Origin of the sequence: Chimaeribacter coloradensis, from assembly GCF_002858715.1 — a bacterium.
In the GTDB taxonomy this organism is placed as follows: domain Bacteria; phylum Pseudomonadota; class Gammaproteobacteria; order Enterobacterales; family Enterobacteriaceae; genus Chimaeribacter; species Chimaeribacter coloradensis.
Genome location: NZ_PJZH01000013.1, coordinates 50,931 through 62,911, shown reverse-complemented (window position 1 = coordinate 62,911; position 11,981 = coordinate 50,931). Strand labels below are relative to the sequence as shown.

Below are 11,981 nucleotides of genomic sequence, written 5' to 3'. Positions count from 1 at the left end.
TGCCGTTTTGCCTTTTCCCTGTGCCTGCTCCCCTCCCACGTAATACACCGCAAGATCGGGCCGGCCGTCCTTTCTGGATCTAACTCACAGAACCCATTAAAAACGGTAACCGGTAACTGAAACCGGTTGCTGACCTGCGCAATTACTGACCATACTTCACGTCAACGCCCAACTGCCTTTCTGCTGGTTGGCGGCAAACATACCTCCCCAAGCCCTTCATTGTGAAAAGGAATTCAGAAAAAAACCAGCTTGGGTAGCACGCTTGTTCCTTGCCTGACAATACTACCGCCTGCTTTCCGGCAGCGCGTACGGCTTGTAAATCTGGGAGCGGCTCCGCATCGCGGGGGCGCGGTCTCTGTCTGGTTCAGAGGGTTACATACATGAGCGTCAGTCAGTCTGTCTTCAGCTTTATCGAAACACGCATCAGCCCGATTGCGGGCCGGCTCTCCACCCAGCGCCATGTGATGGCGATCCGGGACGGCTTCATCTCCGCCATGCCATTTATGATCGTCGGCTCTTTCTTGCTGGTGTTCGCTTACCCGCCGTTTTCGGCCGAGAGCGGCTGGAGCCTGGCGCGCTGGTGGCTGGCGATCGCCGGGAATTATGAAACCGAGATCCTGACGCCGTTTAACATGACGATGGGGATTATGTCGATCTACATCACCGCCGCCATCGCCTATAACCTGGCGCAGAGCTATAAGCTCGACCCCTTTATGGCGGCGATGCTGGCGCTGATGTCTTTCTTACTGGTGGCCGCCCCGCAGGTGGACAAGGCGCTGCCGACCGCGGCGCTGGGCGGCATCGGCATTTTCACCGCCATTCTGGTGGCGCTCTATACCACGGAGCTGATGCGGCTGCTGAAGCACTACCACATCGGCTTCAGTTTGCCCGATCAGGTGCCGGCCAAGATCAAGCAGTCGTTTGACCTGCTGATCCCGATTCTGGTGGTGGTGCTGACGCTCTACCCGCTGAGCCTGCTGATCCAGAACCAGTTCCAGATGCTGCTGCCGCAGGCGATTATGGCGATCTTCCAGCCGCTGATCTCCGCGGCGGATTCGCTGCCGGCGATCCTGCTGTCGGTGCTGCTGGCGCACCTGCTCTGGTTTGCCGGGATCCACGGCGCGGTGATCGTCTCCGGCATGTTGCAGGCGTTCTGGCTGACCAACCTGGGCGTCAACCAGAGTTCACTGGCCGCCGGGCTGCCGCTGCCACACGTCTTTATGGAGGCGTTCTGGTCGTTCTTTATTGTGATCGGCGGCTCCGGGGCCACCTTTGGGCTGGTGCTGCTCTACCTGCGCAGCCGCAGCGCGCACCTGCGGGCGATTGGGAAGCTGAGCCTGGTGCCGAGCGCGTTCAACATTAATGAGCCGGTGATCTTCGGCACGCCAATCGTGATGAACCCGACCTTCTTCCTGCCGTTTATCGTCGCGCCGCTGGTGAACTCGGTGATCGCCTATGCCGCCGTTAAAATGGATCTGATGGGCCGGGTCATTTCCGTGGTGCCCTGGACAGCCCCGGCCCCTATCGGCGCTGCCTGGGGCACCGGCTGGGATTTCCGCGCCGCGCTGCTGGTGGTCGTGCTGGCGCTGGTCTCTGCGGTGGTCTACTACCCGTTCTTTAAAGTCTATGAAAAGCAGTTGCTGGCACAGGAAGCGGAAGAGGCAGCCGCCTCGGCCCAGGCGCAGGCCGGCACCGCCAGCGCCGCCCACTGACGGCAACCGGCAATAAAAAAGAGCCTCGTCAGAGGCTCTTTTTGCAGGGAAGGGGGATTATTTGGTGTCCGGGTCCGGGCCGAGGCGTTTGCCGCTGTCCAGTTTGGCGATTTCGCTCATCTCCTCTTTTTGCAGGCGGAAATCGAAGACGTTGAAGTTCTCCACGATGCGTTTCGGCGTCACCGATTTCGGGATGACGATTAACCCGCTGTCGAGGTGCCAGCGGATAACAATCTGCGCCGGGGTCTTCTCATACTTCTCAGCCAGTTTCTGGATAATCGGCTGGTCAAAGACACCTTCACCCCCCTGTGCCAGCGGGCTCCAGGATTCCGTGGCGATGTTGTGGGTGGCGTTCCAGGCGTGCAGCGGGCGTTGCTGCATCAGCGGGTGCAGCTCGATCTGGTTAATCACCGGCGCGCTGCCGGTCTCATCCAGCAGGCGTTGCAGGTGCGGGATATGGAAGTTACAGACGCCGACGCTTTTGGTCAGCCCCTGTTCTTTCAGCTTCAGCAGCGCTTTCCAGGCCTCAACGTAGTTATCCTGTTTCGGCTCCGGCCAGTGGATCAGGTAGAGATCCACATAGTCGAGTTTTAACCGTTCCAGACTCTTCTCCAGCGCTTCCTGGGCATTTTGCTGGTCGTCGTTCCACAGCTTGGTGGTGATAAACAGCTCTTCACGCGGCACCGAGGCTGACTGAAGCGCATTGCCGACCCCTTCCTCGTTTTTATAGATCATCGCCGTGTCGATATGGCGATAACCGGTCTCCAGGGCTTTTTCAATGGCGACGAGCACCTCTTCGTTGCTGGCCTGCCAGACGCCAAGGCCCAGTTGCGGCATCAGGTTGCCATCGTGCAGTTTGATAATGGGTTGCGTCATGGGTATCTCCTTATGCGGGTTTTCCGTGCAGGGCACGGAGCAGAGTGCAGATGAGCTTATTAGTGTAGTCAATAAGTGTGGTGAAGAGGGGAGGAGTTACCGCTGCGGTGAATACCTGATGTGTTGGGCCGGATTGACGCCCAGGCGAAGGCGGTGGGGAAAGAAATAAACCGGCACGGGCAATAAAAAAACGGCGCTACTGAGAGCGCCGCAAAATAAATCAAGGAAAAATAACAGTGGTTATTGTTAATACCGTTATGAGGGTAACGGGCATTAACCCGGTTATTACTTCGTCCGCGTGTTAGGCATCAGAAGTAAATACGCATCCCGGCGGCGATGCGGTTGTCATCGCCCACGGTTGCGAAGTCATGTTTCACGTTATTAACGTCAATCCATTTATCAGATTCAGTGTTGATATAGGCGTATTCACCCCAGATTACGACATTTTTGGTGAAGTAGTAATCGGTACCAATCACGTATTTCTGCTCTTTCCAGTTATACAGCTCGTCGTCACCGTCTTTCAGGTAGTAACCGCCGTAGATGCTGTTATCACCGTCGTAAGCCCATTTCACGCCCAGGCCCAGCAGGTTAACGGTCGCGGTGTCGCCCACGTAGAACAGCGCTTTATCAGCGTTCTGGCTGCCGTCATAGCCGACGTCACCGGAGACAACGTTATCCAGGTAGATCTGGCCGACGTCGATGGCGAAGGAGAGGTTGGTCGGTTTGTGGGTCAACTTACCGGACAGGCCCCAGATCTGCTCGGTGCCGTCTTCGCCGTCATAGGTGCTGCCGTTGCCGACAGTGGTGTAGCTGCCGGATTCATTCTGGGCCAGGCTTATCCCGTTCTCATCCAGGTGCGCATAGCCGTAACCGGCGCCGACGTACATATCCAGGTTGTCGGTGCCGAAGTTGTAGAACGCCGCCAGCGTATAGGCGTTTTGCAGGCCGGTATCGCCGTCATCCTGCTCGGTCTGCATGGTGTAGGTGCCGCCGAAGCTGAAGCCGTTGAAGTCCGCGCTCATGATGCGGATGGTGTTGGAGACGCGGGCGATGAATTCATCTTCGCCGGTACCGGTGCCGCTGGTACGGCCGATAAAGCCGCCGTTGTAAGCGCCGAAGCCGAGTGCGCCGCCGTACTCATAGGTGAAGTCAGAACGGGCCATATCATCGAACGGGGAGGTGACGCGGCCGAAGGTCAAATCACCGACGCCGTCCATGCGGAAACCGGCCCAGCCCTGGCGGTTGGCCATTTCAAAATCGCCTTCGCCTTTCTGGGTATCGTTACCGAATTCCAGATAACCGATGCCGTGCGCCTGGCCCTGGTTAAAGGCGTGGTCAAAGCTGAAACCGAAGCGGGAATCCTGGTCTTTCAGCTGGGTGGAGTCTTTGCCGGGGTTATATTGATCGCGGGAGTCGGAGTTTTCCATCATTAACCGGATGGAGCCGGTGAAATCAATTTTGGTGCCTTCGTTATCATACAGATTGGTGGCCTGGGCACCGGCTGCCGCCAGCATCAGGGGAAGCGCCATTGCTATCAAATTTTTCTTAAACATAGGAGATCCTTTCTTAATCGAGTTGGCTCTTATTAATTAGGGAAGAAACGAATAAATTTATTTAGAATTGAACTTTTCGCGCTTTATATAATCGCTCTTCGCGCTGATTTTCAATTTATGGTTTATTAATAAGAAATTAATCTGTATTTAACTCATTAATTTAATATTTAAGAAATTTATTAGTAAATTAGTCTGGCGAATAAATAAAAACCCCGCCGGAGGATGTTGCCGGCGGGGTTTTTAACGGTTCCTGTTACGCGTTCATGTTATTTGGCTGTGGCCCTTTTTTTGCGGATCATCATCACCACCACACCGGCCAGCCCCAGCACCAATAACAGCATCGGCAGCACCATCAGCCCGGCCATCACCGCGTCTTCATGGCGCTTCACCAGCGGGATCTGGCTGAAGGCGAACCCTAATGTCACCACCACGCTGACCCACAGTGCGCCGCTCAGCCAGTTAAAGAACTGGAAGCGGGTATTGCTCAGCCCGGAGATGCCGGCCATGGTCGGCAGCAGGGTGCGCACAAACGCCAGAAAACGCCCTACCAGCAGCGCCATCAGCCCGTGCCGGTTAAACAGGTGAAACGCCCGCTGGTGGTAATGGGCGGGCAGTTGCAGCAGCCAGTGGCGCACCAGCCGCGTGTCACCCAGCCAGCGCCCCTGCAGGTAACTCAGCCAGCAGCCGAGGCTGGCGGCCGCCGTGAGGATCAGCAACGTAGGGATGAAGCTCATCACCCCTTTGGCCACCAGCGCGCCCGCCAGCAGCAGCAGGCTGTCGCCCGGCAAAAAGGAGGCAGGCAATAATCCGTTTTCAAGAAACAGGGTGGCGAACAACACGCCATAGATAATCCAGATCACGCCCGGATCGGCCAGCGCGCTGAAGTCCTGTTGCCAGAGCGCGTGGAGAATGTGTTTCAGTACTTCCATTGTTCTTCCCGTTGCGAATAAAACGTGCGCCGATCAGGCAGGGCTGTCGGCTCCCGGCCGCATGGTCTGCGACCGGCGGCGACTCTCCGTCGGTTTCCCCTGAGTCTTTCCCGTGAATAACCTAAGTATAGTGCGGCGCGGATCAGGCGCAGCGCAAACGGGCAAACCCGGCGGCCAGATCCTCAATTAAATCGTCGCAATGTTCCAGGCCGATGTGCAGCCGTACCAGCGTGCCCTGGAAGGCAAGGGTCTCCGCCGGGCGGATCGCCTGCAACTCTTCCGGCTGGTTAGCCAGAATCAGCGACTCAAACCCGCCCCACGAATAGGCCATGCTGAAGTGGCTGAAGTGGTCGAGGTAGTGTGCCAGCTGGGCGTCACTCAGGCGATCTTTCAGGATGAAGGAGAACAGGCCCGCGCTGCCGGAGAAGTCACGCCGGAAAAATTCATGGCCGGGGCAGCCGGGCAGCGCCGGGTGGCGCACTTCCGCCACTTCCGGGCGGGTTTCCAGCCAGCGCGCCACGCGCAGGCTGCTCTCCTCATGCTGCTTGAGCCGCACCCCCAGCGTGCGCAGGCCGCGCGCGGCCATGTAGGCGGTATCGGCGTCGACCATCTGGCCCATCAGGTAGGAGTGCTCGCGCAGCTGCTCCCAGCAGCGGGCGTTGGCAACGGCGGTGCCGATCATGGCGTCGGAGTGGCCGATGATGTACTTGGTGCCCGCCTGGATCGAGATGTCGATGTCGTGCGACAGCGCCGGGAACAGAATGCCCGCCGCCCAGGTGTTATCGATCATGATCACCACGTCCGGTGCCGCCGCGCGCACCGCCTTGACCATCGCCGGGATGTCCGGCACTTCCAGGGTGATGGAGCCGGGCGACTCCAGGAACACCACTTTGGTATTGGGCTGCACCAGATCGGCGATGCCTGCGCCGATCATCGGCGGGAAATAGGTGGTGCTGACCTGCATCTTCGCCAGCACTTTGCTGCAGAAATCCTGCGTCGGCTCATAGGCGGAGCCGATCACCAGCAGGTGGTCACCCGCGCCGACAAAAGAGAGGATCGCATTGCTCACCGCCGCCGCGCCGCACGGGTAGAGTACGCAGCCGGCACCGCCTTCCAGCTCGGTCATCGCCTCCTGGAAAGCGAAGTGGGTCAGGGTGCCGCGGCGGCCGTAGAACAGCTCGCCGTCGGCGCGGTGGGCCGTGGCATGTTTTTTTGCCGCCACGGACTCGAACACCAGCGACGAGGCGCGCTGGATCACGGCGTTCACCGAACCCTGGGTATACTTTTTCTGCCGCCCGGCACTGACCAGCGCGGTATCACGATGTTTTCCTGCCATATTGCCCTGTTACCTGTTGTTAAGGTTGCGCACTTTTGCCTAACTTACCACGCAGCCGGGCAGCTGGGGGATGCTTTTGCCCGCCGCCCGGAAAAACAGCAGATTCAGACAGCATTCTGCCGGAGAAGAGAAAAACCTCCGGCAGAAAAGCAGTGAAAAAAGCCCGCAGCGAGGCGACGCGGGCAAAAGGGGAGATCAGTAGCCGGCGTGAACGCCAAACCAGTTGGGCAGGAACAACGAGATCGCGGGGACGTACGTCACCAGCATCAGAACAATAAACAGCACGGCGTAAAACGGCAGCATCGCCTTCACCACCTCCTCGATTTTCCGCTTGCTCACCGCACTGGCGACAAACAGCACCGAGCCGACCGGCGGGGTGATCAGGCCGATGCCGAGGTTCACCATCATGATCATGCCGAAGTGTACCGGGTCGATGCCGAGCGAGGTCACCACCGGCAGCAGCACCGGCGTCAGGATCAGGATAATCGGGGCCATGTCCATTAAGGTGCCGACCAGCAACAGCATGATATTAATGCACATTAAGATGACATATTTGTTATCCGAAAACGCGGTGAAGAAGTCGGTGATGCGGGTCGGCAGCTGCATAAAGGTCATCACCGCGCCGAAACAGGCGGCGAAGCCGATCAGGATCATCACGATGGTGACGGTTTTCACCGTGCGGTACATCAGCTTCGGCAGCTCAGACCATTTGTAGTCACGGTAGATAAACATGGTGACGAAGAAGGCCCAGAGGCAGGCGATGGCCGCCGACTCGGTGGCGGTGAAGATGCCGCTCAGGATGCCGCCCATGATGATCACCACCGTCATCAGCCCCCACAGGGTGTCGATGAAGATCTTCAGCGCATCGCGGAACGCCACCCGCTCGCCTTTCGGGTAGCCGCGCGCATGGGCAAAGCCGACGCACATCACCATCAGCGACACACAGAGCAGGATGCCGGGCAGCACACCGGCGATAAACAGCGCCGCCACCGAGACGCTGCCGCCGGTGGCCAGCGAGTAGATCACCGCGTTGTGGCTGGGCGGGATCAGGATCGCCTGCACCGAGCCGCTGGCGGTAACGGCCGCCGCGAAGTCACGCGGGTAGCCCTTTTTTTCCATCTCCGGCACCATCACCGAGCCGATGGAGGCGGTGTCCGCCACCGAGGAGCCGGAGATCGCGCCGAAGAAGGTCGAGGCCATGATGTTGACCAGCGACAGCCCGCCGCGGATAAAACCGACAAAGATATAGGCGAAGCTCACCAGCCGCCGGGCGATGCCGCCCTCCGCCATAATGGCCCCGGCCAGGATGAAGAACGGGATCGCCAGCAAGGAGAACTTGTTCACCCCGTTGGTGAGCTGGATCATCAACGCCTCCAGCGGCAGGTCGATCCACAACGCGCCGACCACCGCGCTCAGCCCCACGGCGTAAGCCACCGGCACGCCAATCGCCAGCAGTACCCCCAGTGAAAACAGCAGAATAAATGCATCCATCAGCGTCGCCCCGTATCAGGTTTCCGAGGTGCCGAAGACCACCGCCTGGCGATGGTGTTGCGGCCCCAGCATCAGCCGTTCAAGCACGAACAGCAGGGTAATGGCCGAGCCGAGCGGCAGCGGCAGGTAGGTCTCCCCAGCGGTGAGCACCGGGAAATCCGCCACCGGCTGCTCCCACAGCTCACGGCACAGGGTCGCGCTGTAGACCAGGATGAACAGGCTCAGCGCCAGCATCAGCAGGTCGGTCAGGGTGGAGGCCACCTTCTGCCCCACCGGCGACAGCCGGTCCGTCAGCATACCGACGGCGATGTGCGACCCGGCGCGGTAGCTCACCGCCGCGCCGACAAAGGTAAAGGTCACCATGCAGATAATGGAGACCGGCTCCGGCCAGGAGAGCGCCTGGTTCAGCGCATAGCGGTAGAAGATGCCGACCGGGATCACCGCCACCATCAGCAGCAGCGCGATGCCGGAGATCCACATTGCCAGCCGGTAGAGCACATCCATCGACGACAGGTAGTAACGGGCCATAATTTCCCCCAGTAACAGACGGGACGTGAAAGGCTTATTTCACATCGTTGATTTTATCCACCAGATCCTGATGGGCCTTGCCATACTGCTCACGCACCGGCTGGGTCGCCTTGTAGAAATAGGTCGTGTCGATCTCCTGGAATTTGACCCCGCCGGCTTTCATGGTCTGCAACGCTTTTTCGTTATAGGCAGCCCACAGCTGGCGCTGTTCGGCCTGCGCCTCTTTCGCCAGCTTCAGGATCAGCTGCTGGTCTTCCGCGCTTAACTTGTCCCATTTCGCTTTTGAGTAGAGGAACAGCTCCGGGATAATGAAGTGGCGGGTCAGGGTGTAATACTTCGCCACCGGCAGGTAGTTATGGGCGACAAAAGTCGGCGGGTTATTCTCCGTGCCGTCGATCACACCGGTCTGCATGCCGCTGAAGACTTCACTCACGCCCATCGCCACCGCGTTGGCCCCCATCGCTTTCAGCGTGGCCAGCGCTACCGGGCTGCCCTGTACGCGGATCTTCATGCCTTTCAGATCTTCCGGTTTGGTCAGCGGAGTTTTGGTGATCATGTTGCGGGTGCCGGAGTCCATCCAGCCGAGGAACACCAGACGGGATTTCGGATCGGCGGTGATTTTGTCCCCGATCTCTTGGCCGATGGCGCTGTCGAGCACCTTATGCAGGTGGTCTTCATCGCGGAAAATGTAGGGCAGGGTGAAGACTTCAATCTCCGGCAGAATGGCCGCCACCGGGGCCATGGAGACGCGGATCAGGTCGATGGCGCCGATCTGCGCCTGCTCGATCATCTGTTTCTCATCGCCCAGTACGCCGCCGGGGAAGGTTTTCAGCTCGAGCCGCCCGTCTGTGGCTTTCTCCAGTTTTTCGCCCATATGCTGTACCGCCACCACATTCGGGTAGCCCTGCGGGTGGACGTCCGCGGCTTTGATGGTCTGGGCGAAGGCCGGGGCCGCCGCAAACAGCGTGGCAGACAACAGGCTCAGGGCCAGCAGGGATTTTCGCAGTCTCATGATTCTCTCCAGGGGTAGGGGAATGCCGGGAAAATGGCCTAAAAAAAGCGGGTCTGGTTAAATTTGAAACATTTTATTAACGCGATTATACACTTTGAAATGGTATTGAAAATTTGTTGAAATGGCTTTTTAAAGTAAATCCGATCTGCGTCACGGCCAGCGCTGGCGCGGCCTTTGGATTTGTGATGCGGCTAAAAAAACAGCGCCCCTCGGCCCCTTTTTCCGGCGGTTGCCCCCGCTGTGTTTCACCTTTCTTTATGGAATGTTCACCTGCCTTGACCTTGATCTCTTGCCTGCGTAAATAATAATGAGAACCACTATCAATCCGCGCTGTGTTTGATATGATCCCGCACTGATTTATTTCTTCCAACGTTGATGATTTAGGGTGGAGGCGTAGCGTGAACCTGGCTCGCATGATGATGAAATGTGGGATGCCCACATCCGTACAACACACAACTCAATCCCGGCAAAAAACGGGCGGGCGCGGGCGTCTGGCGTTGGCCTCCCTGTGCCTGATGGCCGGGCTGAGCGGCCCGGCGCTGGCGGCCCCGGCGAATAATGTCGCCCCGGCCACGCAGAGCGCGCAGGCAGAGGCCGCGCCTGCTGCGACCGCGCCGGTCATGGCCGCGGATACCCAACCGGCCGCGCCCAGCGCCCAGCCGGTGATACCGCAGGATTTGTCAGTGCTCGGCATGTACCACCATGCGGATGCCGTGGTGAAAACCGTGATGATCGGCCTGCTGCTGGCCTCGGTGGTGACCTGGGCGATCCTGTTCGCCAAGGGCAGCGAACTGTTTGCCGCCAAACGCCGCCTGCGCCGTGAGCTGAGCGCGCTGGCCTCCGTGACTTCGCTGGACGAAGCCGCCGCCGTGGTGGACGGCTTTGATGACGAGAGCCTCAGCGCCCGCCTGCTGGCCGACGCGCAAAACGAGCTGGAACTGTCGGCCCAGTCTGCCGACATCAACGGCATCAAAGATCGCACCAGTTTCCGCCTGGAGCGCCGCGTCGCGGCGGCCGGCCGCCACATGGGGCGCGGCAATGGCTTCCTGGCGACCATCGGCGCAATCTCGCCGTTCGTCGGGCTGTTCGGCACCGTCTGGGGCATCATGAACAGCTTTATCGGCATCGCCGAAACCCAGACCACCAACCTCGCCGTGGTGGCCCCGGGCATCGCCGAAGCCCTGCTGGCGACAGCCATCGGGCTGGTGGCGGCGATCCCGGCCGTGGTGATCTACAACATCTTCGCCCGCCTGATTGCGGCCTACCGTCACCTGTTGGGTGATGTGGCGGCCCAGCTGCTGCTGCTGCAGGGGCGCGATCTGGATCTGGCCGCCAACGCCGGCACCAAACGCGCGAATCCGCAACTGCGCGTGGGGTAACTGACGATGGCGATGCGTCTGAATGACGATATTGATGAAAGCGGGGAGATGCATGAGATCAACGTGACGCCGTTTATCGACGTGATGTTGGTTCTGCTGATCATCTTTATGGTGGCCGCGCCGCTGGCGACGGTGGATGTGCGGGTCAACCTGCCGGCCTCCACCAGCAAGCCGTCGCCGCGCCCGGAGAAGCCGCTGTTCCTCACGGTAAACGCTGAGAAACAGCTGTTCGTCGGCGATGTGCCGGTGCCGCGTGAGCAACTCACCGCGCAACTGGCCCAGCAGACCCACGGCGACAAAGAGACCACCATTTTCTTCCGCGCTGACAAATCAGTGGATTACGAGACAATGATGGGCGTGATGGATACGCTGCGTCAGGCGGGCTACCTCAAGGTCGGGCTGGTGGGCATGGAGCACACCGGCGCGCAGTAAGCCTGCACGTGATGAAACGGCCTCCCCGGAGGCCGTTTTTTTATGCCTGCGCCCCGCAGGAAGTGCGGTAAAGCAGGCGACTTCTGCGTGTGGCTCAACTAAAATAGGCGTTTTGTTGACAGGTCAGGCGGTAACTATGATGCACGGTACAATTACGACATATTTCGAAGACAAAGGATTCGGATTTATTAAAGATGAAAACGGCGACAACCGGTATTTTCACGTTGTCAAAGTGGCGAATCCGGAGCTGCTGAAAAAGAATGCCGCCGTGACCTTCGAGCCGACCACCAACACCAAAGGGCTGTCGGCCTATGCGGTGAAAGTGGCAGTAGAGAGCAAGTACATCCACATCGCCGGTGAGCGCATCAAAATCACCAGCATCAAGTCCTTCAACCGCTTCACCAAACAGGTGCCGGTTGAGGCGCAGATCGATAAAGAGAACGCCGTGCTCTCCGCCGGGTTGCTGATGGAGCGCATCCGCCCGAAACAAGAGGCGGAGAAGGGCGCGACCCGCCCGCTGGAGATGCTGAACGTCACCACCTTCCAGAATAAAACCTTCACCTTCTCCGAACTGGAGATCGACATTGAAGAGACGATCAAGGCGCTGAAAAACCTCTGATTCCCCCGCCGCCGTGCTGCCCACGGCGGCGCTGCCCCCTCTGCTTTTCCCCCTGTCTGCCGCTGACAGATTCATTCTGTTTATCTCTTATGATCGGCGCGCCGCCTGCTAGAA

The 11,981-nt window shown here is 59.1% G+C and carries 12 protein-coding genes; 4 read left to right on the top strand and 8 right to left on the bottom strand.

Annotation, left to right across the window (positions count from 1 at the left end):
• Positions 1–380: 380 nt before the first annotated feature.
• On the top strand, positions 381–1,712 hold the full coding sequence (locus CYR32_RS13380; RefSeq protein WP_101825178.1) for a PTS sugar transporter subunit IIC: 1,332 nt from the start codon (positions 381–383) through the stop codon (positions 1,710–1,712).
• Between the two features lie 57 nt (positions 1,713–1,769).
• On the opposite strand, the gene dkgA is transcribed toward CYR32_RS13380, so the two are convergent.
• The 8 genes from dkgA to CYR32_RS21705 all read right to left on the bottom strand — a co-directional run bounded on the left by dkgA (position 1,770) and on the right by CYR32_RS21705 (position 9,876).
• Positions 1,770–2,588: a 2,5-didehydrogluconate reductase DkgA gene (gene dkgA / locus CYR32_RS13375; RefSeq protein ID WP_101825176.1), complete on the bottom strand. Its 819-nt coding sequence runs from the start codon at positions 2,586–2,588 to the stop codon at positions 1,770–1,772.
• A 308-nt stretch (positions 2,589–2,896) separates the two neighbouring features.
• On the bottom strand, positions 2,897–4,141 hold the full coding sequence (locus tag CYR32_RS13370; RefSeq protein ID WP_101825174.1) for a porin: 1,245 nt from the start codon (positions 4,139–4,141) through the stop codon (positions 2,897–2,899).
• Positions 4,142–4,407: 266 nt separating this feature from the next.
• Positions 4,408–5,070, bottom strand: a complete 663-nt coding sequence (locus CYR32_RS13365) for a DedA family protein (protein ID WP_101825172.1) — start codon at positions 5,068–5,070, stop codon at positions 4,408–4,410.
• Positions 5,071–5,212: 142 nt separating this feature from the next.
• Complete coding sequence (gene metC / locus CYR32_RS13360) at positions 5,213–6,406, bottom strand: cystathionine beta-lyase (RefSeq protein WP_101825170.1); 1,194 nt, start codon at positions 6,404–6,406, stop codon at positions 5,213–5,215.
• A 195-nt stretch (positions 6,407–6,601) separates the two neighbouring features.
• Positions 6,602–7,897 (bottom strand): TRAP transporter large permease, encoded by a 1,296-nt coding sequence (locus CYR32_RS13355; protein WP_101825168.1) that lies wholly within the window; start codon positions 7,895–7,897, stop codon positions 6,602–6,604.
• Between the two features lie 15 nt (positions 7,898–7,912).
• Positions 7,913–8,425, bottom strand: coding sequence for a TRAP transporter small permease (locus CYR32_RS13350; protein WP_101825166.1), 513 nt, complete (start codon positions 8,423–8,425; stop codon positions 7,913–7,915).
• A gap of 34 nt (positions 8,426–8,459) precedes the next feature.
• Positions 8,460–9,437, bottom strand: a complete 978-nt coding sequence (locus CYR32_RS13345) for a TRAP transporter substrate-binding protein (protein ID WP_101825164.1) — start codon at positions 9,435–9,437, stop codon at positions 8,460–8,462.
• A gap of 85 nt (positions 9,438–9,522) precedes the next feature.
• Positions 9,523–9,876 (bottom strand): hypothetical protein, encoded by a 354-nt coding sequence (locus tag CYR32_RS21705; protein ID WP_165698240.1) that lies wholly within the window; start codon positions 9,874–9,876, stop codon positions 9,523–9,525.
• Between CYR32_RS21705 and exbB the strand changes: the two genes are divergently transcribed.
• The 3 genes from exbB to CYR32_RS13330 all read left to right on the top strand — a co-directional run bounded on the left by exbB (position 9,869) and on the right by CYR32_RS13330 (position 11,867).
• Complete coding sequence (exbB, locus tag CYR32_RS13340; RefSeq protein ID WP_420912838.1) at positions 9,869–10,816, top strand: tol-pal system-associated acyl-CoA thioesterase; 948 nt, start codon at positions 9,869–9,871, stop codon at positions 10,814–10,816. The genes CYR32_RS21705 and exbB overlap by 8 nt on opposite strands.
• Before the next feature lie 6 nt (positions 10,817–10,822).
• Positions 10,823–11,248: a TonB system transport protein ExbD gene (gene exbD / locus CYR32_RS13335; protein ID WP_101825159.1), complete on the top strand. Its 426-nt coding sequence runs from the start codon at positions 10,823–10,825 to the stop codon at positions 11,246–11,248.
• A gap of 139 nt (positions 11,249–11,387) precedes the next feature.
• A complete protein-coding gene (locus CYR32_RS13330; RefSeq protein ID WP_101825297.1) occupies positions 11,388–11,867 on the top strand; it encodes a cold-shock protein in 480 nt (159 codons plus the stop codon).
• Positions 11,868–11,981 lie beyond the last annotated feature (114 nt).

Excerpts from the sequence above, each read along its gene's own strand:
- CYR32_RS13380 (WP_101825178.1), top strand. The coding sequence starts at position 381 with ATGAGCGTCAGTCAGTCTGTCTTCAGCTTTATCGAAACACGCATCAGC.
- dkgA (WP_101825176.1), bottom strand. The coding sequence starts at position 2,588 with ATGACGCAACCCATTATCAAACTGCACGATGGCAACCTGATGCCGCAA.
- CYR32_RS13370 (WP_101825174.1), bottom strand. The coding sequence starts at position 4,141 with ATGTTTAAGAAAAATTTGATAGCAATGGCGCTTCCCCTGATGCTGGCG.
- CYR32_RS13365 (WP_101825172.1), bottom strand. The coding sequence starts at position 5,070 with ATGGAAGTACTGAAACACATTCTCCACGCGCTCTGGCAACAGGACTTC.
- metC (WP_101825170.1), bottom strand. The coding sequence starts at position 6,406 with ATGGCAGGAAAACATCGTGATACCGCGCTGGTCAGTGCCGGGCGGCAG.
- CYR32_RS13355 (WP_101825168.1), bottom strand. The coding sequence starts at position 7,897 with ATGGATGCATTTATTCTGCTGTTTTCACTGGGGGTACTGCTGGCGATT.
- CYR32_RS13350 (WP_101825166.1), bottom strand. The coding sequence starts at position 8,425 with ATGGCCCGTTACTACCTGTCGTCGATGGATGTGCTCTACCGGCTGGCA.
- CYR32_RS13345 (WP_101825164.1), bottom strand. The coding sequence starts at position 9,437 with ATGAGACTGCGAAAATCCCTGCTGGCCCTGAGCCTGTTGTCTGCCACG.
- exbB (WP_420912838.1), top strand. The coding sequence starts at position 9,869 with ATGCCCACATCCGTACAACACACAACTCAATCCCGGCAAAAAACGGGC.
- exbD (WP_101825159.1), top strand. The coding sequence starts at position 10,823 with ATGGCGATGCGTCTGAATGACGATATTGATGAAAGCGGGGAGATGCAT.
- CYR32_RS13330 (WP_101825297.1), top strand. The coding sequence starts at position 11,388 with ATGCACGGTACAATTACGACATATTTCGAAGACAAAGGATTCGGATTT.